The organism is Acinetobacter sp. 70_2 (assembly GCF_056736115.1).
The window spans coordinates 96,661-120,734 of sequence record NZ_JBWZIP010000013.1; the positions used below are offsets into that span (position 1 = coordinate 96,661).

Annotated in this window: 28 protein-coding genes; 4 read left to right on the top strand and 24 right to left on the bottom strand. The window is 40.3% G+C overall.

Annotated features, from left to right (window positions below):
• Positions 1–5: 5 nt before the first annotated feature.
• A complete protein-coding gene (gene orn, locus AC1PJ9_RS06495; RefSeq protein WP_000099436.1) occupies positions 6–572 on the bottom strand; it encodes an oligoribonuclease in 567 nt (188 codons plus the stop codon).
• Between the two features lie 125 nt (positions 573–697).
• Here orn and rsgA point away from each other — a divergent pair, with 125 nt between their 5' ends.
• From rsgA to secB, 4 genes are all read left to right on the top strand, one after another.
• Positions 698–1,756: a ribosome small subunit-dependent GTPase A gene (rsgA, locus tag AC1PJ9_RS06500; protein WP_004883292.1), complete on the top strand. Its 1,059-nt coding sequence runs from the start codon at positions 698–700 to the stop codon at positions 1,754–1,756.
• A gap of 97 nt (positions 1,757–1,853) precedes the next feature.
• Entirely contained in the window at positions 1,854–2,270 is a 417-nt protein-coding gene (locus tag AC1PJ9_RS06505; RefSeq protein WP_000443006.1) for a rhodanese-like domain-containing protein, read from the top strand.
• Between the two features lie 11 nt (positions 2,271–2,281).
• Complete coding sequence (gene grxC, locus AC1PJ9_RS06510; RefSeq protein ID WP_000729828.1) at positions 2,282–2,539, top strand: glutaredoxin 3; 258 nt, start codon at positions 2,282–2,284, stop codon at positions 2,537–2,539.
• Positions 2,540–2,566: 27 nt separating this feature from the next.
• A complete protein-coding gene (gene secB / locus AC1PJ9_RS06515; RefSeq protein WP_002053511.1) occupies positions 2,567–3,025 on the top strand; it encodes a protein-export chaperone SecB in 459 nt (152 codons plus the stop codon).
• A gap of 71 nt (positions 3,026–3,096) precedes the next feature.
• Here secB and AC1PJ9_RS06520 read toward each other — a convergent pair whose 3' ends face one another.
• The 23 genes from AC1PJ9_RS06520 to AC1PJ9_RS06630 all read right to left on the bottom strand — a co-directional run bounded on the left by AC1PJ9_RS06520 (position 3,097) and on the right by AC1PJ9_RS06630 (position 24,046).
• A complete protein-coding gene (locus AC1PJ9_RS06520; RefSeq protein ID WP_311069573.1) occupies positions 3,097–3,753 on the bottom strand; it encodes a 4'-phosphopantetheinyl transferase family protein in 657 nt (218 codons plus the stop codon).
• A 26-nt stretch (positions 3,754–3,779) separates the two neighbouring features.
• Complete coding sequence (locus AC1PJ9_RS06525) at positions 3,780–4,214, bottom strand: excinuclease (RefSeq protein ID WP_263612915.1); 435 nt, start codon at positions 4,212–4,214, stop codon at positions 3,780–3,782.
• An 11-nt stretch (positions 4,215–4,225) separates the two neighbouring features.
• Entirely contained in the window at positions 4,226–5,452 is a 1,227-nt protein-coding gene (locus AC1PJ9_RS06530) for a beta-ketoacyl-ACP synthase (RefSeq protein WP_311087117.1), read from the bottom strand.
• Entirely contained in the window at positions 5,452–6,177 is a 726-nt protein-coding gene (locus tag AC1PJ9_RS06535) for a 3-ketoacyl-ACP reductase FabG2 (protein WP_151793694.1), read from the bottom strand. The genes AC1PJ9_RS06530 and AC1PJ9_RS06535 overlap by 1 nt, the downstream gene beginning before the upstream one ends.
• Positions 6,178–6,200: 23 nt before the next feature.
• A complete protein-coding gene (locus tag AC1PJ9_RS06540) occupies positions 6,201–6,626 on the bottom strand; it encodes a hotdog family protein (RefSeq protein ID WP_077162746.1) in 426 nt (141 codons plus the stop codon).
• Positions 6,623–7,828: a beta-ketoacyl-[acyl-carrier-protein] synthase family protein gene (locus AC1PJ9_RS06545; protein WP_311087118.1), complete on the bottom strand. Its 1,206-nt coding sequence runs from the start codon at positions 7,826–7,828 to the stop codon at positions 6,623–6,625. Before AC1PJ9_RS06545 ends, AC1PJ9_RS06540 begins: the two co-directional genes overlap by 4 nt.
• Positions 7,825–8,370, bottom strand: coding sequence for a DUF3261 domain-containing protein (locus AC1PJ9_RS06550; protein ID WP_311087119.1), 546 nt, complete (start codon positions 8,368–8,370; stop codon positions 7,825–7,827). The genes AC1PJ9_RS06545 and AC1PJ9_RS06550 overlap by 4 nt, the downstream gene beginning before the upstream one ends.
• A gap of 2 nt (positions 8,371–8,372) precedes the next feature.
• Entirely contained in the window at positions 8,373–9,668 is a 1,296-nt protein-coding gene (locus tag AC1PJ9_RS06555) for an NAD(P)/FAD-dependent oxidoreductase (RefSeq protein WP_311087120.1), read from the bottom strand.
• Positions 9,669–9,698: 30 nt separating this feature from the next.
• Positions 9,699–12,014, bottom strand: a complete 2,316-nt coding sequence (locus tag AC1PJ9_RS06560) for an MMPL family transporter (protein ID WP_311087121.1) — start codon at positions 12,012–12,014, stop codon at positions 9,699–9,701.
• Positions 11,989–12,618: a LolA family protein gene (locus AC1PJ9_RS06565; RefSeq protein WP_311087122.1), complete on the bottom strand. Its 630-nt coding sequence runs from the start codon at positions 12,616–12,618 to the stop codon at positions 11,989–11,991. Before AC1PJ9_RS06565 ends, AC1PJ9_RS06560 begins: the two co-directional genes overlap by 26 nt.
• Positions 12,618–13,046, bottom strand: a complete 429-nt coding sequence (locus AC1PJ9_RS06570) for an acyl-CoA thioesterase (protein WP_039250438.1) — start codon at positions 13,044–13,046, stop codon at positions 12,618–12,620. The genes AC1PJ9_RS06565 and AC1PJ9_RS06570 overlap by 1 nt, the downstream gene beginning before the upstream one ends.
• A gap of 9 nt (positions 13,047–13,055) precedes the next feature.
• Entirely contained in the window at positions 13,056–14,591 is a 1,536-nt protein-coding gene (locus tag AC1PJ9_RS06575) for an HAL/PAL/TAL family ammonia-lyase (RefSeq protein ID WP_311087123.1), read from the bottom strand.
• A 1-nt stretch (position 14,592) separates the two neighbouring features.
• Positions 14,593–15,519 carry an LpxL/LpxP family acyltransferase gene (locus AC1PJ9_RS06580; RefSeq protein WP_311087124.1) on the bottom strand — a complete coding sequence of 309 codons (927 nt, stop codon included), beginning with the start codon at positions 15,517–15,519 and terminating at the stop codon, positions 14,593–14,595.
• Between the two features lie 2 nt (positions 15,520–15,521).
• Positions 15,522–16,262 carry a glycosyltransferase family 2 protein gene (locus tag AC1PJ9_RS06585; RefSeq protein ID WP_311087125.1) on the bottom strand — a complete coding sequence of 247 codons (741 nt, stop codon included), beginning with the start codon at positions 16,260–16,262 and terminating at the stop codon, positions 15,522–15,524.
• Between the two features lie 2 nt (positions 16,263–16,264).
• On the bottom strand, positions 16,265–17,923 hold the full coding sequence (locus tag AC1PJ9_RS06590) for an ApeI family dehydratase (protein WP_311087126.1): 1,659 nt from the start codon (positions 17,921–17,923) through the stop codon (positions 16,265–16,267).
• Positions 17,924–17,932: 9 nt separating this feature from the next.
• Positions 17,933–18,487, bottom strand: a complete 555-nt coding sequence (locus AC1PJ9_RS06595) for a COG4648 family protein (protein WP_311087127.1) — start codon at positions 18,485–18,487, stop codon at positions 17,933–17,935.
• The gene (locus tag AC1PJ9_RS06600; protein ID WP_170318151.1) at positions 18,484–18,738 is read right to left on the bottom strand and encodes an acyl carrier protein; all 255 of its coding nucleotides are present in this window, start codon (positions 18,736–18,738) and stop codon (positions 18,484–18,486) included. Before AC1PJ9_RS06600 ends, AC1PJ9_RS06595 begins: the two co-directional genes overlap by 4 nt.
• Before the next feature lie 5 nt (positions 18,739–18,743).
• Entirely contained in the window at positions 18,744–19,004 is a 261-nt protein-coding gene (locus AC1PJ9_RS06605) for a phosphopantetheine-binding protein (protein WP_039250423.1), read from the bottom strand.
• A 1-nt stretch (position 19,005) separates the two neighbouring features.
• Entirely contained in the window at positions 19,006–19,809 is an 804-nt protein-coding gene (locus AC1PJ9_RS06610) for a lysophospholipid acyltransferase family protein (protein ID WP_077162756.1), read from the bottom strand.
• On the bottom strand, positions 19,794–20,408 hold the full coding sequence (locus AC1PJ9_RS06615; protein ID WP_114270788.1) for a beta-ketoacyl synthase chain length factor: 615 nt from the start codon (positions 20,406–20,408) through the stop codon (positions 19,794–19,796). Before AC1PJ9_RS06615 ends, AC1PJ9_RS06610 begins: the two co-directional genes overlap by 16 nt.
• Before the next feature lie 196 nt (positions 20,409–20,604).
• A complete protein-coding gene (gene der, locus AC1PJ9_RS06620; RefSeq protein WP_005066184.1) occupies positions 20,605–22,014 on the bottom strand; it encodes a ribosome biogenesis GTPase Der in 1,410 nt (469 codons plus the stop codon).
• 188 nt (positions 22,015–22,202) lie between these two features.
• Positions 22,203–23,348: an outer membrane protein assembly factor BamB gene (gene bamB / locus AC1PJ9_RS06625; protein ID WP_311087128.1), complete on the bottom strand. Its 1,146-nt coding sequence runs from the start codon at positions 23,346–23,348 to the stop codon at positions 22,203–22,205.
• On the bottom strand, positions 23,348–24,046 hold the full coding sequence (locus tag AC1PJ9_RS06630; protein ID WP_002053293.1) for a YfgM family protein: 699 nt from the start codon (positions 24,044–24,046) through the stop codon (positions 23,348–23,350). The genes bamB and AC1PJ9_RS06630 overlap by 1 nt, the downstream gene beginning before the upstream one ends.
• Positions 24,047–24,074: the final 28 nt, after the last annotated feature.

The window sequence follows — 24,074 nt, forward strand, 5'->3', positions numbered from 1 at the left end:
CGTTATTAATCTTTACCATCAGTGTTCATGATAAAGAAGTATTCACGGTAATATTTCAACTCGGAAATCGAGTCACGAATATCATCCATTGCTAAATGCGATGCATTCTTTTTCAGACCACTCATAATTTCAGGGCGCCAGCGTTTTGAGAGCTCTTTTACCGTAGATACATCAAGATTACGATAGTGGAAATACTGCTCAAGCTCAGGCATAAGACGATGTAAGAAACGGCGATCCTGACAAATCGAGTTACCACACATTGGTGAAACTTTTGGATTAACCCATTTTTTTAGGAATTCTAAAGTCTGTAACTCAGCGTCACGAGCTGTTAATTTACTACGGCGAACTCGCTCAATTAAACCTGACTGACCATGCTGGCGAGTATTCCACTCATCCATTGCATTTAAAATACGATCAGGTTGATGAATAGCCAAAACCGGACCTTCGGCAAGTACATTTAAATGATCATCTGTAATAATTGTTGCGATTTCAATAATCTGGTCGTTGTCGGTATCTAAACCGGTCATTTCCAGATCAATCCAAATTAATCGTGTATTTAAAGTACTGCTCATGTATGTACGTTCTAAAATGCCGTAAAAACATCAATAGTAGCAAATTTCTTGCTTCTGCGCTGTAATTCCATACCAGCTTCGTGCTATTTTTGCGGTCTTCAAACAATGGTTTTTTTGGGATATGAATGGCTCTAATTCGTAAGCGTCGTTTAACTGAGCAACAGCAACGCCGTATTGAAAAACAGCATAAAACTCGCCAAGAAGAAGTCGATACTTCACAAGATCTAGATGGGCTGGTTGTACAGCACTATGGCCGTCAACTTGAAGTACAGGCACTTTCTGTACCCGAGCATCACCCAGAAAAACCTCAAGTTGCCGAAGGCGAACCAGAACCATTTTGGAAACCGATTGAATTAAAAAGTATTTGGCGCTGTCACACGCGTACAAATCTTGAATTACTGGTCACGGGTGACCGAGTGAAGTGGCAAGCAGACCCTAACACAGGCTTAGGGATTATTACTGCAATTCACCCACGTACTTCACTGCTTACTCGTCCAGATCGTTATCACAAAGTAAAACCTGTGGCAGCAAATATCAGTTTAATCGTTATTGTTTTTGCTCCGCTTCCAGAACCTGCACCTACTTTGATTGACCGCTACTTAGTAGCATGTGCAGATGCAAATATTCCTGCTCTTTTAGTGCTGAATAAATCGGATTTACTCACTGAAAATGACCCAATTCTCGACATGCTTAAAGAGTATGAAGATTTAGGTTATGAGAGCTTGATTTGTCATTCTAAAGGCGATATTTCAGCATTGTCTCAACGACTTGATGGTGAAACCGTTGCTTTTGTCGGTCAGTCAGGGGTTGGTAAAAGCTCACTTATTAATGTGCTTATTCCAGATGCCGAGCAGAAAACCAATATTATTTCTGAAAACTCTGCACTTGGCCAACACACAACAACCTCTACGCGCTTAATCAACTTTGGTAAAAATGGTGCCTTAATTGATTCGCCGGGAATTCGCGAATTTGGGCTTTGGCATCTCGATTTAGAAAAAATTCGTATGGGCTTCCCTGAAATCGAAGCGCATTTAGGTTCATGTCAGTTCCGTAATTGCACGCATACTCATGAAAAGAACTGTGGTTTAAAACAGGCTGTTGAAGCAGGTGAAATTTTGCCACGACGCTTAGATAGCTTCTTACGTTTAATCGATGAGATTCAAGAAGCGCAGCAAAAAAACTAATTTTCTACCCCTTTTGCCCTTGAAGTGGTGATTTTGATCACCATCTATATACGCTATACTCTAGGTCAATTTTGTTTTTAATTTTTTTAGGTGACTTGTGGAACGCTGGTTAGAGTTTATGGGGAATCACCCCATTTTGTTTGGTACACTCGGAGTCTTGATCGTATTATTCTTCATTTTTGAAGGTCAACGTAACGGTCGTAAAATTTCTCCACAGTCGCTTGGTATTTTAGTGAAAGCGAAAAATGCTCTTTTGATTGACTTACGCGATAGCAAAGACTTCCGCGAAGGTCACATTAGTGGTAGCCGCAATATTCCTTATAGCCAAATTGCAAGTCATGCTGATGAATTAAAAGCAAGTGACCGTCCATTGGTATTTATCTGTAACCTAGGGCAAGTTGCTGGTAGCGCTTTACAGAAAGTTGCTCACCATGACAGCTATCGCCTTGATGGTGGTATCAGTAACTGGAAAGCTCAAGGCTTACCTCTCGTTAAAAGCAAACCAAAAGCTTAAGGAGAATTGTTATGGCAGCAAATGTCATTGTTTACTCAACTTCTGTATGCCCGTATTGCGTTCGCGCGAAACAATTACTTGAGCGTAAAGGTGTTGCTTACAAAGAAGTAAATCTTTCTGTTGAAGCACCAGAAGTACGTGCTGAATTAATGCAACGTACAAACCACCGTACTGTTCCACAAATTTTTATTAATGATCAGTTTATCGGTGGTTTTGACCAACTTTATGCTTTAGAGCGTGAAGGTAAACTCGACGAATTATTGGCTTAACATCGCATCCATATTAAGGAAAAAACAATGAGCGAAGAACAACAAGTTCAACCACAATTAGCTTTAGAGCGTATTTATACAAAAGATATTTCTTTTGAGGTTCCAGGGGCACAAGTTTTTACTAAACAATGGCAACCTGAACTTAACATCAATCTTTCTTCTGCTGCTGAAAAGATTGACCCAACTCATTTTGAAGTATCTTTAAAAGTTGTGGTTCAAGCCAATAACGACAATGAAACCGCGTTCATCGTAGATGTAACTCAATCTGGTATTTTCTTAATCGATAACATCGAAGAAGACCGCTTACCTTACATTTTGGGTGCATACTGCCCGAACATTTTGTTCCCGTTCTTACGTGAAGCTGTAAACGACTTAGTTACTAAGGGTAGCTTCCCACAATTACTTCTTACTCCAATCAACTTTGATGCAGAGTTCGAAGCAAATATGGAACGTGCTCAAGCTGCTGCTGTTGAAGGTCAAGCTTAATTTTATAGCTTGCTCTAAACTGAAAAAACCGCGTAATTCGCGGTTTTTTTATATGTGCTATTTGGCTCACCCTATCCTTCAAGTGAATGAAGCTGAATAGAAGGGAACTGAAACCCACGGCAAGACTGCTCTGAACGCCATGCGACCGTTAAAATCATGTTACCTAAAACAAAATTTTGATAAGCAAACGTTCCAATAAGTTCATGCGAACATAATCCGCCATGATTGGTGGGGTGTGCTTGAGTGTTTAACGTATTTAAATCTAAACGTATACCAAGGCCTGATGCTTTTAAAACAGCTTCTTTAGTGGTCCAGACTTTAAACCAATACTCTCTATCTTGTTCTAGACTTTGCCATGTTGCATATTCATCAGGGTGAAAAGCATGTTGTGCCAAACTATCTAAACGTACTTTACGGTCAAGTTCTTCAACATCTATACCAATATCTTTAACTCGCTCACTTAGCGCTAAAGCATAATATTGTTGGCTATGTGAATGGTTAAAATGCAACGTATGATTTAACAAATAAGGTTTGCCATACTCATGTTTCGCAAATACCAAATCTGTTGGGGTTACATTTAGCTTTTGAGCTAATAGTTTATTTTTAATATGTTGTATTTGCTGCTTTTTATAATCGTTAAATGTACGAAAATCAGGGAAGTCTTGTTTGGACTTTAAAAGAAGTTGAGATAATGCCTGTGTATAAACTTCTATAATATGCTCAGACATTATCTCTACCCTATTTACCAAATAAATTAAAATTTAACGATGTCGCCTTTAAGCGTTACGCCAGCCATCATTGTGCCTTTATAACAGTCATAAGTCGTCGTACTACGTGTTTCATTTGACTTAAAATAACTCACAATATTGGTCACTGCATTTGCACCTTGTGCTTTAGCATTGTTTTGCATTTGAATAAGCGCTGAACGTAAAACCCAATCACATGAATCTTCTGCTGATTTAGCAAAACCATTGGTCTTTTTATTAGTTACCACATCTTTTTGAATGACTTTACCGCCCGACTTTGTACCACTTAAATAAAATTTTACAGAGCCATCCAAAGTTCCATCTGCTACGGCACGGTCTACAGCTTCTTTAAAGTTTAAATGATGTACTTCATCAGCAGCCTGAACGGTAGCAGTAAAACCAGCACTCAGCATTGCTACCAATAAAATTTTCTTATTTAACATTGTTGTGTTCCTTATTGTTTAACACGTTTAAAAATAAGTGAAGTATTAATCCCACCAAAAGCAAAATTGTTGCTCATAATAATATCTGCATCGAGTGCTTTAGGCTGCTGAACGATATAATCCAGATCTCCACAAAGCGGGTCAATTTCATCTAGATTTAATGTCGGAATAAAGCAATTACGGTTCATCATTTCAATACTGAGCCAAGCTTCAATAGCGCCACATGCCCCCAGCGTATGTCCAAAATAACTTTTTAATGAACTAATTGGCTTACGTCCTAAAACTTTTGCTGTCGCCTGACTTTCTGCTACATCCCCCTGATCGGTCGATGTGCCATGTGCATTTACATAACCAATATCACTAGCCTGCAAAGATGCATCTTTAAGCGCTAACTCCATACAACGCCCCATCATCTCAGCATCAGGTTTAGTTACATGCTGGCCATCAGTATTGCTTCCATATCCAATAAGTTCAGCATAGATATGTGCACCGCGGGCTTTAGCATGTTCGTATTCTTCCAGAATTAAACAGCCTGCTCCTTCCCCAATCACTAAACCATCTCGTTTTGCATCAAATGGACGTGGTGTTTTTTCTGGCTGATCATTCATATTACTTGTGGCAAATAGAACATCAAAAACAGCTGCGCCCGCAGCACTGAGCTCTTCTGCACCACCCGCAATCATGACCAGTTGTTTGCCATACTTAATTGCTTCATAAGCTTGACCAATGGCCATAGAGCCAGAAGTACAAGCACTAGACGTCGGTAAAGTTAAGCCTTTTAGGCCAAAATACACGGTCATGTTGACAGCACTTGTATGGGCCATCATACGTATATAAGTGGTTGCATTAATCTTACTCATGCTCTGATGAAGCAACATGCTTGCAAACTCACCTACAGCCTCTACGCTCCCCGCAGAAGAACCAAATGCAACACCTGTTTCACCACTGGACAAAATTTCGTGCCCAAGTAAACCAGCATTTTGCAAAGCTGTTTCAGCACATACCACAGACATGAGCGCAACACGGCCCATACCACGGGTCACTTTACGGTTAAAGTGCTTAGGAACATGAAATGTTTCGACTGGACCACCAAGCTTAGTCCGAAGGTCAACATACTGTTCCCATTCAGGCATATAGCGGATGCCACTTTTCGCTGCATTAAATTGAGAAAAAATTTCGTCGGAAGTTTCACCTAAAGAGGTAATCCCTGCCATTCCCGTCACAACAACGCGCTTCATCAGATGAGTCCCCCATTTACAGAGATCACCTGTCGGGTTACATAAGAGGCTTCATCTGAACATAAAAATTTCACTACGCTCGCCACTTCATCGACCTGTCCCATGCGTTGTAACGGAATCATTTTCAGTGCATGTTCTTTAACTTCATCGGTGACCATTTCGGTTTCAATCAGCCCCGGTGCAACACAGTTCACGGTAATTTTTCGCTTCGCCAACTCGAGTGCCAAGGCTTTGGTCGCACCAATTAAACCTGCTTTTGCAGCGCTATAGTTCACCTGACCACGGTTACCCATAATTCCAGAAACAGAAGATAAAGTGACAATACGCCCGCCCTTACGTAAATGAATCATTGGCATAATGAGCGGTTTTAAAACGTTATAGAAACCATCTAATGAGGTCGAAATCACTTCATCCCAGTCTTGATCGGTGAGTGCAGGAAAAGCACCATCATGGGTAAGCCCAGCATTGAGAACCACGCCATAAAAAGCACCATGCTGCTCGACATCTTGTTCTAAAATTTGCTGAACCGTACTGCGCTCATTTACATCAAACATTAAATAATGGCTATTTTGTCCTAATGCCTGAATCTCTTGTACGACTTGCTCGGCCTCTGCCTGACGCGAACGTGCATGTACCGTTACATCAAAACCAGCCTTTGCCAGTTGTAATGCAATCGCCTTCCCAATTCCTCGACTTGAACCCGTTACTAAAATTCGTCTTGTCACAATGTATTCCTAATTCTTTGTGGTTATTCAAATGGTGATTCTGTTGGCTCAAATACACTTAACGTTGCTTGAATGCAGTGTTCAGCATATTGAATTTCACAGGAAAATTGCCCAAGTCCTTCATGAAAATATTGTTGTTCTATTTGAATGATCAATCGAGAACCCAAGGCGAAATAAGGAATAGGTAAATGTAATTTACGTGTTCCCAATAAAAATCCGACTTTTGGTGCTTGTTTTGACTGTTGACCTTGCCAACCTGAATAAGCACTAATGGTTTGCGCCATAATTTCAATGCTTGCCCATGTCGGTAAACCTTCTGCTTCACAAAACATAAGCTCAGGTGTAATGGTTAGCTCAGCTTGTGCTCGCCCTTCTGCAACCTCAGTTAAATGGTCTATAAACACCATTGGTTGCTCATGAGGAATATATTGAATTGCCTCCAGTTTCATTCGGGCTTCACTCCAAAAACAAGACTAATATTACTTCCCCCAAAAGCAAAAGAATTACTCATCACATAACGGATGGGCTGTTTTAGTTCGGCATTTTGCACATATTTTTGGTCAGCCAAATCCGGATCAATCTCAACATTTCGATGCAATGGTAGCCAGCTTTGATCTTTTAAAACCTGCTCACAAATAAATGCTTCTATAGCACCCGCAGCACCAAGACAATGTCCAGTTTTATGCTTGGTACTACTTAAAGCAACTTGATAATCGCCAAAGACTTGTCGTACAGCTTTTATTTCCATGGCATCGTTTTGTGGAGTTGCAGTTCCATGAAGATTTAAATATCCAATATCTTGTGCAGATATATTTGCCATCTCCAATGCGCGTTCCATAGCGATCGCAGCACCTTTACCTTCCGGATGCGGAGCAGAAATATGCCATGCATCCATTGATTCTCCTGCGCCCATTAACATGACAGGTGTTTGTTCTTTAGTGAGCAAAAAGAAGGCTGCGGCTTCACCAATATTAATACCATCACGTCCAGCCCCACATGGCTGACAAATATCGCTAGATAAACTCTCTAGGCTATAAAATCCATTGAGTGTGAGTTGGCACAAAGTATCGACACCACCGACCAGTACTGCATCAGCTAAATCGGCTTGTAGCAAACGCTGACCCGCAGCCAATGCTTTAGCACTTGAGGAACAAGCAGTAGAGATGGTATATGCTGGCCCTTCCCAATTTAAATACTGTTGTAAGGCTTTTGCTAAACAACTCATTTCCTGACGTCGGTGAGAAATGAGTTGCTGAGTTTGTCCTTCAAAATATTGCTTAAGCAATAATTCACTATCAGAAATACCAGAAGTAGAGGTTCCAACCACAATCGCTAAACGTTTTGATGGAAACTTCTCTGTATAACTTTTTAGTTCGGTTTCAATTTTTGCTAAAGCAGTCAAGGCAAATCTTAAATTACGAGAATCGACAGACTGTAAGGCATCGGGCACACTCGAACACAATGAGTGCGTATATTGTCCCACCCAAACATTACGATCAGCGATTAAATCATCACACAAAGTTAAGGTTTGCTGCGGCTGTTGTAATGCTTGTTTGATTTGATCAGGTTCACAACCTAATGCAGATAAACCCACACTGAACTGTATGCCGACTGCCATTTGAGCAGAATTATTTATAGATGAATCGCTCATGGTGTAGTGCTTTTTTGAGGCTGCAAAGTATTTTCAATCGAACTTAGCGTCATGCTATAAGGAACTTGTTGATTAAGTAATTCGATACTTCCCTGATCTTTTTTGATGTGTAATACAGGCTGTTTATCAATATAAATCATCTGATTATCAGCCTGTTGCTTCATTTCTACAGCTTGTTGTCCCAAGCTCGAGAATTTTGGATAGGTGGCAAATAGAAGATCACGTACCACAAATTCAAAAGGTAATAAGCGCATTTGGTCAATACGTTGCTCTACATGAACTCGTTGCCCATCAAACTGTAATTTAAACAGCTGTTGTCCAGTCAAGCTCAAAGCGACCATATCCAGTACAGTTCCTTGCTGTTGCTGATAAAGCAAAAAACTAAAACTTTGCTGTTTCCACTGAACTTCAACCTGATCTTGTCTTTGATAAGCTTGAGTTTGCCATAAGGGGCTTTGTAAACCTTTCGCATGTGGCATCACTTGGCAGCCCGTAAAACATAGGCAACCACCAAGTAATATCATCATCCATTTGCGCTGCATGCTTATACCTCTAATACCTGTTCTTGCGTTAAGCCTTCACGACAGTATTCTGCTAGGGTGCTAAGTCTACGTTTGGCATTTTTATGAATTGGGTTTTTTTCATCCCATGCATAACCCGCCAGTAATGAAGAAATCATACGGCGAATGCCATCATTCTGATTTTGTGAAAAAACGACGTCCTGAAATTCACCTTCATACCATGACTCAACATAGGCACGAAACACCTGAATACCACGGCGCAGCGGTTTTTCATATTCTTGCAACCAGTCTACCTGTTCACCTTGCAAAACACGCTCAACCAAAGGAACCGCCAAGCTGGAAGATTTTAACGCGATAGTCACACCTGATGAAAACACTGGATCAAGAAACTCACCTGCATTTCCTAAAAGTGCATAGTTGCGGTCTGCCAAATGCTTAACATTGGCAGAATAGCCCACCAAAGTACGTACTGGTGTATCAAACTTAGCTTGACGTAGTACCTCTGACAAGCTTGGTTCATCAGCTAAAATGCGTTTCAACATTGCCTCTGGCTCATTATCGGCAGCATTTTCAACTGTGTATTTGTCAAAAAAATCTTGTTCAGCCACTACACCAAAAGAAGCTCGGCCATCAGCAAATGGAATCAGCCAATACCATGCACGGTGGTCTTTTTCATGTACCGTAATTAAAATTTTATTACGGTCAAACTCAGGATCATCCGTAATTCCATCTTCAATATGAGTAAACAATGCACGACGTACCGGAAAGTTTGATGGACTCTCTAAATCTAACAATTTTGGCAAAATTCGACCAAACCCACTTGCATCAAGTAAGAACTTGGTTTGAATTTGATAGCTTTGCTGATTTTCATCTAATACCGTAAGAATAGGTTGTTCTGGTGCTACGTCTACGTCTAAAACTTCATGTCCAAAACGGAGGTCTGCCCCATAAGCCTGAGCTTGTTTAGCAAGCAAATTGTCAAAATCGGCACGACGAACCTGCCAAGTCGTCCCCGGCCCATCCGTGAACTTTTCAGTAAAGTCATAAAAACTACGTTGTTTACCACGTAAAAAGGCTGCACCATTCTTAAATTGAAACGCATATTGCTCGACATGCTCGCGAACTGTTTCTAGTAAGCCGGCCTCTTCTAAAAATGCCATAGATTGCGGTAGTAATGACTCACCAATTGAAAACCGTGGGAAATACTGCTTTTCCAAAACTGCAACTTTATAGCCTTTTTTGCGCAGAAGTGCCGCAGCAGAACTTCCAGATGGCCCCGCCCCAATAATCACTACATCAATTTTTTCTAAAGTGCTCATAGCACGACTTTCCTTTTTAATTTATTCAAATTATGAATGGTCTTGTAAATTCACGATATGTTTTTCATCTGCCGGGGTGAGTAAAGTCGCATAGATGAATGAGAAAATAACCCCCAATAAAACCGTCAAACCAAAACAGTGAATTGCATAGGTATGGCTAAATGAAAGTAATCCAAAGCCAAGTAAGGTCGACATCATACATAAAAATAATGCCATTCCAACTACTTGTGGATGATCATGCCCATGTCGATAAAAAATTGCATAGTCGACACCAATCCCAATAATCAGGAAAGTCGCCATAATACTAAACAAATTAATTTCTACACCTAACCACGCCTGAACAGCAAAAGTGCTCAATAACGCCAAACTCACAGGCAGAACTAAAGGCACAATCGAACTTAGGCCATAAATAACGGCTAAGCCTAGTGTTAATCCAATTAACGCATAAATCAGAAGATACTGAGCCTGTACTCTATGCTCGGCAAACACTTGCGACATTGTTGCAATCGGTTGCTGAAAATGCACATATTGAGACTGTAGCCCTTTTAAAACCTCTGGATGTTTTATTCCTGTCACCATAACCAAGCGCTCATTCGCTTGGAGCTGTAAAAAAGCTAAAGGATGATCTTTAAATACGGCGAAATCCAATAAGGGTTGTTTCGCGAGCTGCTGTTGCCATTGCAAAACATCAGCCACATTTAGCCCCATACTTTGTGCATATTCTTCTAAAGTCGAGCGTGGAATACTTTGTAATAGCTGCACATTATGTTGCTGTTGAACCAACGGTGGAATCCACTGTCCCAAAGCTTGAAACGCAGAAATTTCCCCTTTTGCCTGTAACTGCTGCAACTGTCCAATGAGTTGTTGTTCCTGTTGCTGCATTTCATTTGCAGAGGTGGCTTTTACCACAAAATAATCACTGCCTTGTTGTTGTCCAAATTGTTCACGTACAGTTTGATCCTGCTGCTTTAAGCTCGCATCCATACCTTGCAAATTACGAATATCATCGTTTGTTTTAAGGTAGAAAAGACTAGCTGTCCCCGCAACTAAAATAGTCGCAATCAAGCTATAGCGTATTTTTGCACGTTGCTGAAACCACAGTCGTGTTTGTCCAATCCATGACAAAGCATGTATTGCTGGCTGGGCATTAAGTGCAGGTAGTCTTGGTAATAAAAGTACACTACTAATCCAAGCCGCAGTTAATCCGACAATTGAAAATACCGCAATCTGTCTAAACCCGGGAAATGGTGTAAAACTCAAAAAGACATAAGCCACCAAGGTGGTCATTAAGCCCATAAATAAGCTAGGCAATAAAGGTAATAAAATCTGGAAACCACCTAGCTTACGATGCTGAGATTGCATTGCCATAAAGTAAAAAGAAAAATCGACACAAACCCCGATTAGACTCGCGCCAAATACTAAAGTGATGAGATGGATTTCCCCAAATATCCAGTGAGTCACTGCAAATGCAACAAAGCTTCCGGTCGAAACAGCAATAAATTCTGTCACCATAGGACGTAATGAGCGGAAACCAAACCACACCAGAAAAATCAGACCTAATGTCGAACCAACACCAATGGTTGAGATTTCCTCTTTAGCCGATTGCGTTCCAAAATTCGTAAATAAAATCGTTCCCGTCCAATGGGAATTTAGCCCCATTGCAGCTAATTTTTGTTTGGTCTGATCAATCCAGTTCGATACTTGTTCTTGATAATCAATATTGTATGGGCTTTGGGTTAACTGTAATACAAATAACCGTGAAAGCCCCTGATCATGATGAATAGTCGCAAAGCCTTGCTCCATTTCAATATCTTGCTGGGATGGCTTTGCCAATTGCATGGCATAACGAGTAAACAAGAGTAATGGATCTTGCTTAAGTGATTCTGCTGTCACAGGTAGGCCCGGACTAATCATCTGCATTAAGCTTTGTTCGCTAAGTGCCGAATAATCTTGCTTTTGTAGTAACTGCTGGTCTTGCTCACTTAACAAACCTACCCGATGTTGATAGAGCTGCTTTGCAAATTGATCAAAATCAAGCTGTGGTTTTAAAGGTTGCCATAATGGACTGCTTTTGGCTTGTACCGTTAAAAGCTCCGTCGCGCGTTGTATCTCAGACTCATCTTTAGCATCCACTACAACAAATACTTTGTTATTGAGTTGCTCATTCATATACTGCTGAGTACGTGCAAGCTGTGGGTCCTGCTGCATTTTCGGCAATAACGCAAAAATATCCGTCTGAATATGGATATCTTTTTTAATCCACGTTATACCCAACCCCACAGCCATGAGTAAGAGCGCGATTAGCCACAGTACAGTAAATTTATTTTGCCAATTGGAAAAGCGCATGCTCGGCAGCCATTAAAGTCGTCGGTTTAGAAGTCTGGTGACTAAAGCGAATTGTGGTCAAATTATTGGCTTTTTCAGTAATCACAATTTGGTTTACATACTGTTGACCTTGAGCATCTACACGCACAAACAGTTTTTTAAATAAGCTACTTTTTGGCGTTAAACTAATATTCCAGCCCGCTGGACTATAGTTTGCACTCACTACATTAAAGTTCTTTGCCAAGGCTTGTTCATTGCCTGACATTAACTGCAAAAAGAGTGTTGCAACAGAACTATAAGGCGATTGATCAATTTGAATCTGGCTAAATGTTCGCTGAGTTTTTTGTACCAGTTTGGTTGGAGTAACAATGAGATCCGCCTGTACCGGACGTTTAATTTGCCATGCCACACCATAAGATTTCGCAAATAATAAAGAACCGTTGGATACAAAAGTTTTATTCAAAGACGGTAATTTCTTTTGCTGCTCGAAATCAGCACGGACAATCGGCGTTTGTGCCAACTGCTGAAAAATCTGTGTCACTTCTGTCGAGGCCGCATAAACGGCACCCAAGCTGCCCATCCATACTGTGAGACCTATCCCTAAAGTTTTAACAAATTTAGACATCATGCTCCCCTCGTTGGTTGGAACTCAGACCACGCATTTAAACGTTCAAATAAAACCTGAGGTGACTGAAGGCACATTTCACGGTTTGCAATATTTACAGCAACTTGTGTGGTATAGCCTTTGGTTAAACGCTTTCCAGACTCGGCATCAAAAATTAAATAGTCTATTTTTAAACGGTTTTCCCATTCTTTTAAAATAGCCCGAACCCGAATCTTTTGTTCAAACTCAATACCATATGCATAACGGACGTGACTTTCTATCACAGGCCATGCATAACCAGACTCTTTCATTTGCATATAGTTGTAATGAAATTGATCAAGTAATTTACAGCGTGCAATTTCAAAATACTTTAAATAGTGTCCATGCCAAACCACATTCATGGTATCAACATCATGAAATGGAATCTCAATGATTACATCCGCATGCATTTTCTCACCTTATCCCATAAATTCTGGTTGATTAAACAATTCAAGTTGGTCTAAACGATCAACAATCTGTTGTAATTCGGTTTGTAATGGTCGATCTTCTTCGACAAATGCAAAACTTTGTAAGGTCCATTGCATGAAGGCTTGTAATGTTGGGCTTAATTGTTCAGTTAAACCTTTCAAATGAATCGCCTGTACACTCGCACAGCATAGCGCTGCAATGACTTGCTGTGTCAGGGTAATCACACGGCTCGCATCACGGGCAGCAATAGTACCCATACTAACTTTGTCTTGGTTATGACATTCGGTGGAACGTGAAAAAATTGAAGCAGCTAAGGTGTTTTTTAGCGCTTCGGCTGTCCACGCGGAGACCCCAATTTGTACAGCTTTAAAACCATGATTCAGTGGTAAACGTTCAGCCGTTGCACCTGTTAAATTACGCGGTAAACCATGATTCATTTTATGATCAACCAACTGTGCAATCTGTCTATCCATCAAGTCGGCAATATTGGCAATCATAATTTTTAAGCTATCCATTGCCTGTGCAATGTGTCCACCGTAGAAGTGACCACCATGCAACACACGCATGCCGACAGGATCAATTAATGGATTGTCATTACTCGAATTCAGCTCATTTTCAATAAACTGACGTAACCATACTTTTGAGTCTTCAAACACGCCAATAATATGCGGCGCACAGCGTAATGAGTAACGATCTTGCAGGCGTGGGCTCTGATGTGCGGTTTGTACTTCACTGTTCAGCCAATCACGTAATTGCTTGGCAATCTGTTGCTGCCCTGGATGCGGCTTTTGTGCAAACAGAACTTCATCGAAATGACTTGGATTACCTTCCAATGCCAATACGTTCAACGCAGTAATCAAAGTACTTGCAAAAGCAATCTGCTCTGCTTTTTTATAATTTAAACATGCAATTGCCGTCATCACCGCAGTACCATTCATAAGGGCCAAGCCCTCTTTCGGTCTGAGTGTTAAAGGCTGTAACCCTTTTTCGGCATACACTTGAGCAACCGGAACAATTCGTCCATCGACATAAACATCACGCTCACCAACCAAAGTTCCAGCAATATAAGATAATGGTGTTAAATCACCGCTTGCCCCCACTGAACCTTCAGATGGAATAACCGGAATCACATTTTCATTGAGCAACCAAACTAAGCGTTCCAGCAAAGCAATCGACACACCTGAATAACCACGTGCCAATGAACATAAACGAGTAACAACGACTGCACGTGCAGTAATTACATCAAGGTTTTCACCTAAACCACAGCCATGAAAACGAGAAAGATGCAGTGGCAATTCATTGACCTGATGCAATGGAACTTCAACCAAACACGAGTCGCCATAACCCGTGGTCACACCATAGATTACCCCTTCTTCTTCAAGTAACTGATCGAGAAAATCAGCTCCTTTTTGAATCAGTTCACGCCATTCAAAGGACGCAGGTAAAGCAACCTGACATTCGCCTCTGGCTACAGCAACAACATCTTCAATGCAAAGTGGTTGTTCCCCTACGGTTAACACACGCATGTTATTTCGTCCAAAAATTATAAAAATTAAACCATTGATAAGGAGCTCGCATGCAATGCTGCTCTAATACATTTACATAGGTTCGAGTCACACTTTGCATACTTTCAATACGGTGAGCACGCGGTAAATTTACCTGCTCTGAAATGAGATGGATATGCACTTGAAATTGTTGCTGCATGCGATAACAAAATACGGCTATGACCGGTACTTTAAGTAAATTTGCCAAAATCCATGCGCCTTGTGGAAATGCAGCAGTTTCCCCTAAAAACTCTAGCTGCTGTACTCGGTCTGACTGAACAGGCACTCGATCTGCCGCAACAATGACCCACTCACCTTGTTGCATTTTATCTTGTAGCAACATAGCCGTTTCAATACCGAGTTCATCGACCGATAAAAGACAAACATCTGCTTTATCATTTATTTTTTTGAGAAAATCATTAAATTTCGTTGCATGTTTTTGATAAACCAACACATTAATTTTCTGTGGATGGTATGATTTTATTGCGCGAAGCAACTCAATATTACCAAAATGCGAAACAACAATTAGAGCGCCCTTTTGGTAGTGCTGATGAAAATACTCATGTCCAAAGATTTCCAGTTTTTGTTCTGGAATATTGCCTAGCCAACCTTCGATTTTATCTAAAATACATTCGCCGAACTGCATAAAATGAGTGTAGCTATTCCCCAAAGTTGGCTCATGTGTAAATGGAGAGTTAGCTCCCGCAAAACGATGTAACTTTCGTAAATAAAGTAATGAAGCTTGTCTTGCTGCAACTGCAAATAACCAGTACCACATAATCACAAAGTACAGCACCAATTTACATAACCAGCGTCCACCAAAACGATAAAACCAAAGCATTAACATTAATGGCAACATGCCACCACGCTCTTTAATATCATTCCATTTGGGAGAAGCTGACTGTGTCATGGTTAACCTTGCAGCTTATGTTTTAACAGTTTCGGCAAACGAATCAGCATCCCCATAAATAGAGTTGCATGTGCCTTGCTTAGGCCTAAGTTGTCTCGCCAAGCATGAAAATGGGAAATCCCCTGCTCTGGATAAACCACTGGCGTTGGAACATTAATAAAAGGGGTATTTTCCCATTTTAAACGCACTAAAATTTCACTATCAAAACCCATACGTGGCTGGAATTTAGCGCTATTCAATACCTTAATGGTGCTTTCAAGTGGATACACTCGGAAACCACACATACTGTCTTTAATCTCAAACGATAAACTATTCAACCATACCCAAAAGTGGGTAATGTAACGACCATATAGGCGCTTTTTGGGAATAGAGGCATCAAAATATGGCTGACCAATCACCATCGCATCTGGATGCTGCCGAGACTGTTCCAGAAATTTTGGAATGTCATCCCAGCAGTGCTGACCATCGGCATCGAGTTGTAATGCATGACTTAAACCAAGCTCATGTGCTGCACGTAATCCAGTTATTACAGCTTGGCCTTTCCCTTTATTTACCTCATGCTCGATTAAATGAATTTGAGGATATTGCTCTGCCAAGTCTTTTAAAATTTGGCTACACGCATTATCACTTCCGTCATTTACCAACACAATCGGCAGATGAAAACCATCCAAATTAGCAATCAAGTCTGCTAAGAAATGTGGATGATTATAGACTGGGATAACAAAGCCATAGTTGGTCTGCATTTTTAACCCTCTACTTCCGTTTGCAAAGCAAATAATAGTCGTCCTGAAGCCAGAATCTGTTCTGAATCACGTAATTCAAAACTCACCTTATGCTCTTTTCGCGAAAGCTTGAGTTGCACGACCGCATAAGGACAAATGAGATTTTGGAATTTTAACTGCTCATACCCTTGGCACCAATTTAAATCAGACCAAATTGATTTAGCAAAATGTTGTAAAAAACCTATTTGCCCAACCCCTGGATAAATAGGCTGGTTTGGAAAGTGGCCTTTAAAACATGCTAACTCAGGTGGAAACTCAAGACTAAAAATATAGTCATCTGCACTTTGACTCTGTGATAGCACTACAGGTTGCAACATCGGCTTGAATAGCGTTTTCAAATAACTTTTATCGAGTTTAGACTGTGTGTTTTGCGGTAGCTGACTTAAAAAACGCCATTGACGTGGAATTGCCAAGGTTTCTAAATGATCTTTCAACTGCTGTTTTAAATGGCCAACAAAGACTGCCTTACCTTGCTTTTGCAACTGCTCACGAGCCTGCTCTGTCAAAACCACAATGCAACCCAGCATTTGACGATGCTCATGCTCAAACACCAGTACATGACACTGTTTGACTTCGACTAAGACTTGAATACTTTGTTCAATCGCATCTAGACTCAAACGCTTTTCTTCAAGCTTAATAATTCGGTCGGTACGCCCCAAAAGCTGAAAGCTCTTACACAAGTGATCTGCCCATTCAGCACGGTCACCTGTGGTAATCCAATCATCTTCATAAGCATGATTACTTTTGACCATGAGCTGATGATCTTCAATACGAATAGCCACATTGGCAAAAGGCGTCCATACGTCATCATCTTTAGCACGATGGGCAATGCCGCCCGTTTCCGAACTTCCTAAAACTTCAATAATTAAGCAATTTACTAAAGGACGAACGCCACTTTCTAGTTTGCCACCAGAACTAAACACCATCTGACATTGTTCTAAAACCACATCGGTTGTCCAGCGTTTTAATAAAGCTGGGCTTGAAATCAAATAATTACTTAAACTCAGTGTTCTTAATTGCTTTTGAACTTGTACAACATCTTCTGGATAAGCAACTTGCGGTATATAAAAACAACGCCCTGTTGCAAGAGGTAAAAGTAGCTTAAACAGTAATCCATAAATATGCTGGTGACTCACCGTTGCAATAGCTATAGCATCATTTTCAAAAACAAAACTTTGGCTTAAGCCTTGTACCTCATTGAGTAATTGTTTTAGGGTTCTTGGGATTTTTTTAGGCTGTCCTGTTGAACCAGAGGTATAAAAATAGAGTTGTGCCTGCTCTAAAAAGTCATCATCCAACGTTAAAGATAAGGGAACAACTGATTCAACACTTTGACGTTTTAAAAAATAAATATGCTGTGCTGCAAAGTCCTGTTCTAATTCACGCACTCGATTTGGCGGTAACAGCACCTGCTTTTTAGCCAATAATGCAGCAAACAATAAAACCAAAAATTCGTAGCTATCTGTTTCCCATAAAGCCCAAGTTAAATTTTCTAATTGAGCAATTGCACCGGCTTGTAAGGCCACATCCTGCCAAAAATGATTAAAGCTAGTTGAATGCAGAGCACCATCTAAGCAAAGTGGCTGAACCGAATCGATGAATTTCTGAAAATGACACTGCATAATTTTGAATTAATGATTTGAAGAATGTAAACGCTGATGCCTTTTACGCAAAATAAATTCGCCAAGGAATAACATGCCCATCAGCACATAAGAAATAAAGCCATTATAAATGACCCAAATTTGAGTCGAAGTAAAAAAAACCGTAATGAATGCAATTAATGCATTACATAAAAAGAAAACACACCAGACCTTAGTGACCTGCCTAGTCCAATGAACACCTGATGGTGGTAAATCAGGTTCAACCAACCGAGCAAAACGCTCAATCATAGAAGGAGGTTTTATTAAGGTGAATGCAAAAATACCTAAAGCACCTAAACTCATCCCAACAGGATACAGCTTTAACCATGCATGATCCTGTAGTAGTAAGCTTAAGCCACCACAAACAATAGCAAGGCTGGTTAAAGGCCATAAAAGGTGATTACCTTTACTAAATAAACGTAAAACACCTAGCCCAATAAGCAATGCACTTACCCAGACAAATTGTCCGTGCGATAAACTCCAGCCCACAATAAAGGGATATAGCACGAAAAGTGCTGTAATTATCCCTTTAATTAACATTTTCATTCAGCAGTCATGTTCTGAATAACAGTCACTACATCTAACACAGTTCTTACATTTTTAAAGTCTTCAGGTTTTACTTGTTTACCTGTTAGCTCTTTAATCTTAACTACCAAATCAACTGCATCAATACTGTCTACATCTAGATCTGAATATAAGTTTGAATCTAACTGTACAGACTCAGGTTCGATTTCAAATAAATCTTCCATCCATTCACGGAGTTTTGCCAGTACTTGTTCTTGAGATAACATCATCACACTCCTTATGCTTGCTGCTGCGCTTCGACCAACGCAACCAAACTTTGAACTGATTTAAAGTGCTGTTTGGTCTCATCCGATTCTGCACTTAAATGGATGTTGTAACGTTTTTTCAAAGCAAGTCCTAACTCAAGGGCATCAATCGAGTCTAATCCTAAACCTTCTCCAAATAATGGAGCTTCTGTATCAATATCGGCAATAGTAATATCTTCTAGTGCTAAAACATCAATAATCATTTGCTTTAGTTCATCAGCAAGATTGCTCATTTCAAGATAACTCTTCATCAAAAATTTTGTAAAAACTACGACTTAACTCACGAACTTGTTTAGGTCCTACCGTTAAATCTTCTAATAGATCTTTTACATACACTGCATCTAGTACCTTCACTTCTATATGAAATGGCCGAGATGGTACGTGATACCATTTTTCATTTTTAGTTAATGTAGATGGAGCACATGTAATCACTACTGGGCGAATTGGCACATTTGCACGAATGGCAATATTTGCGGCCCCTCGCTGAAACTCATTGAGGATCATTCCTTTTTCAGTCCGAGTACCTTCCGGAAAGATCAAAAGAGAAGCGGCATTATCCTCTTTTAGCCGAGAAACACAATCCTCGACAAACTGTTTAGAGCCTGCATTTAAAATATAACCTGCACTTTGTACTGGCCCTTTGGTAAATGGATTGCTCCAAAGAGATTCCTTCACCACACAATTAGCTTGCTGCATCATACCAATTAGTACTACAACATCAATCAAAGTCGGATGGTTGGCAATCACAAGTTCTTGACGACTATTTTCTAATTTTTCTAGGCCTTCTACCGAGTAGGTCATAATACCAAGCTTAACCATCATTTCAGTAAAGCCTTTAAAGCTATGCTTAATTATACTCTGTGCATATTGTTGGCGTTTTTCCGGATCTGAGGTAGTCACTTTCAATGCAGGTGCAATGACTGCCGCAATTGCCATACCCCCTATACCAAAACTCGCAAAGCTAAAACCTGTAGCAGCTACCCGCCAACAATAATTACTTTTTTGCTTTAACTTTTTAAGGTTTAGCATTTTTTCCACCCATATTCAGACATAGAAAGATCAGCACTTTGCCAAAAACGAGAAAATGTCAGACCGTCTAATTCATCTGTAGGTGACCATTCAGTAAATTGCAAATTAGGCTGATCCAGACTTACTAAAGCAGCCATTGCATAGGCAGGAAAATCAATAGTCTCGCTATAAATGTTTGGTAAGGGTTCATCGTAGGCTACGACTAAAACCCGCTGAATACGTGGTAAAGCTTTTAATGCAGCGTAAGCTTCTATTAATCCTTCAGTCCATGAACAACTTAGACTGGTAGATGGAGTGTCATCCTGACATAAAATAGAATACAAACCAGAAATAGCATTGTGAACTGAGGTAGAGAACTGCGTAGGTGATGGTGTTTGGCCTTGCAGAACATCTTGTAATATTCCCAATGTTTTAGCTTCATCACCATAACGTGATACCCAAACAATATAATCAACACGCTGTCCATCTAAAGTACTAATTGCACTATTGAGCGCTAATTTAGCCAAGGGTGACAGACGCCTTCTTTGCATGGCGGGAATACACTCAAGTGCCGCATAAGAAGGTTGGGCATGTGTAAGCGTTAACTGGGCAAGATGTAATGTTACCATGCTAAAAAAGAACCTTAAGCAGCATTATTCTTTCGGAATATAGATTATTTTATAAAAAAATGGATTATAGCATTCGTTATGAAATTTACAAAAAATTACGTTTATCAATCACACTTTTTCATAAATCTTTGTTCTGTCTTAATTCTTTGTAAAAAAAGCCCAAAGAAGACTTTGGGCTTTTTTACATGAATACAGATTAACGATTAAATTTCTTTTCCGCTTTTTTGAATTTCTGAATATAACGACGGCGGCGCGCAGCTGTACGTTCATCAACTTGACTCTTACGACCTTCAAACGGGTTTTCAGAAGTTTTAAAGTCAATACGAACTGGCGTACCTTCAAGTTTATACACTTTACGGAACACGTTCTCTAAGTAACGGCGGTAATCCGCAGGTGTCTTATCAACCTTGTTACCGTGAATCACAATAGTCGGTGGATTTTGTCCGCCCATATGTGCATAACGCATTTTAATACGGCGACCACTAATCATTGGTGGTTGGTGAGCTTCTGTTGCATCACTCAAAATTTGAGTTAATTTCGCTGGTGAAACTTTTAAGTTTGCAGACTCATAAGCACGGTGGATAGAAGGATATAAATCACCTACCCCTGTTCCATGCAGTGCAGAAATTAAATGAATTTTTGCCCAAGGAATGAAGTCAAAACGACGTTCAACATCAAGCTTACATTGTTTACGGTCGTACTCGCTCATGTTATCCCATTTGTTAATGGCGATTACCATGGCACGACCAGCTTCAAGTGCATAGCCAATTAAATGTAAGTCTTGCTCAACAATACCTTCACGCGCATCGACTACAACGACCACAACGTGAGCATCTTTCATTGCCTGTAAAGTTTTCACAATTGAGAACTTCTCAATCATTTCATCAACTTTACCTTTACGACGCACACCAGCTGTATCAATTAAGGTGTATTTACGGCCTTCACGCTCAAACGGAATATAAATAGAATCACGAGTTGTACCCGGTTGGTCAAACGCCACTACACGGTCTTCACCAAGTAAGCGGTTTACCAATGTTGACTTACCAACGTTCGGACGACCAATAATCGCTAAACGTAAGCCAGTATCTTTGTCATGTTCTTCTGGATTTTCATCTTCTGGAACTTCCGCAAGTACATCTTCAAGCATTTGCTGTACGCCACGACCATGGCTCGCTGCAACTTGTAATGGTTCGCCCATACCAAGTTTATAAAACTCAACTAAAGCAGCTTCAGCATGTACGCCATCTACCTTGTTCGCAACAAGATAAATTTTCTTGCCTAAAGTACGGAGTTCACGAGCAATTTGCTCATCAGAGGCTAACAATCCAGCACGTGCATCAACCACAAAAATAATAATATCTGCTTCATTGATGGCTGTTTTTGACTGCTCGGCCATGTAGTTATCGATACCGCCTTCACTTTCACCGATACCGCCAGTATCAACAACAATGAAAGACTTATTTTGATAAGTCGCATCACCATATTTACGGTCACGAGTCAGACCCGCGAAGTCGGCTACAAGTGCATCACGACTCTTGGTAATCTGGTTAAATAACGTTGATTTTCCGACATTCGGACGACCAATGAGCGCAATAACGGGTTTCATACAATAACCTTAATTCAAGACCAGCCATATCTCATGGCATGAGCATTAGAAACAGTACAGGAGATATATTTTAAGGTCAGATATGACCATAATAAAAGACGGGGCTTTGAACTGATTTAATTCAAACACCCCGATATTTTTTAACAGCGTAATTTGTTAAGCGGCTATTTTAGCACAAGCGAACAAAATTAACGATTCTGCCAAATACTTAAATCGCCTTTTCGGGTCGAAACGTAGAGCTGATTCTCAATAACACGTAATGTATTGACCTCACCACTTGTTTTAGAACGACCTACCAATTTACCTGTTGCTGGGTCGATTAGATGTAAAACACCATCCAAATCACCAACAATAAGATCCGATCCCAATACAACAGGGTTACTTAAATGACGATTTAAGAGACTTTCATTTTCCCAAAGCTTTTCGCCTGTAGATAAATCATAAGCAGTCAACTTGCCATCAGTTGATGAAACAAATACTTTATTGTCATAAACTTCTGGACGCTTGGTGCTGCTTGAATCTTCACTCCAAACTACGCGTTGAGAAGCCAAATCAGTCACTGTGACTTGACCTTGGAAGCTAGTTGTAACCATCAGCTGGCCTGCAACAACCGGATCACCATCAATATCAATTAGACGTTGAATATCAGAACGACCTTCACTTACCGCAACACGACGTTGGAAACGTGGAATACCACTAATCGTATCAATTGCATACACATACGCATTTGCAGAAGCAATTAAAACAGTACGTGGATCAAGACTGACTGGTGATGGTTGACCGCGCAAACTGAACTGAACGTTTGGCAATTTGTATGCCCAAACTTGTTGTCCTGATGATGCATCATGTGCAAATACAGTACCGTCGTTTGCGATTGTAATCACACGACCAGATTGAACTAAAGAAGGACTTAATAATGCACCAGATAATTGTGCAGTCCATTTTTGTTCACCTGTAGCTTGATCTAAAGCAAATAACTGACCTTTGCTGTTACCCACAACAACAATACCTTCAGCAGCTTCAACACCAGAACTTAAGCCCAATTTACTTACTTTTTTCTCCCAAAGACGTTGTTTACCGCGATATGCAGCAACTTCGCCTTTAGGGTCAAGTGTAAAAACAACACCGTCACTAGCATCAAGTTGTAAACGTAATGGATCTGCCTTATTCGTAGAAGAAACACTGCGCGAAAACACCGGTACTAGAGACTTTTTCGACTCAGTCAATTTCGGTAGTGGATTTGGTTTTGCTTCTTTTACTTTGTTGCTAGAACATCCCACCAGTACAGCTGATGCGATTGCAATTGCCAAAGGCAGTTTGAATTTCTGATTCATTAAGACTCTTCCACCTGTGTTTCCAAAATTGGGCGCTCAATCTGTGGATCTTCAACTAAAACGCCAACACTTTCGAGTTTAATTTGTAAAATTTGTCGCTCTTGTTTACGTTCCAGTAACGAATCCCATGCTGCTTGATACGCTTTTTTAGCAGAATCAATATCTTTCTTCGCAACAAAGATATCACCACGTAACTCTTCTACTGTTGCTTTAAATGCCGGATCGACATTACCAGATAAGGTTTTTAGAGCTTCATCATATTTGTTTTGCGCCAATTGTGCATCTGCTAAACGCAATTTTACAACCTGAATCAGTCCTTCATCTTTTACTTTTGAGTTTTCAACTTTTTTCAAAGCTTTTTCAGCAGCAGCATAATCTTGTTTTTCATATGCAAGCTTTGCCAATACAAATTGAGTTTGTATCGCCTGAACTGAATCAATATCATCTTTTACAAGTTTATCTGCTGAAGCTGTGATTGAAGCTAAAGCATTTGGATTATCGGCTGTTGCATTTGCCTCATCCATTAACTGCTGTACTTTTGCAGTTTCTGTCTGGCTCGTTGCAAGATTTCTTTTTTGCCAATATTCCCACCCGAAAAAGGCAATCAATGCAATGAGAATCCCGCTAATCATGGCAGAACCATATTTTTTGGCGAACGACTTTAAGCTGTCGAATTGTTCTTCATCACTTAAGCTCATGTGATTGTCCTTTTCCAGATGTTTCAGT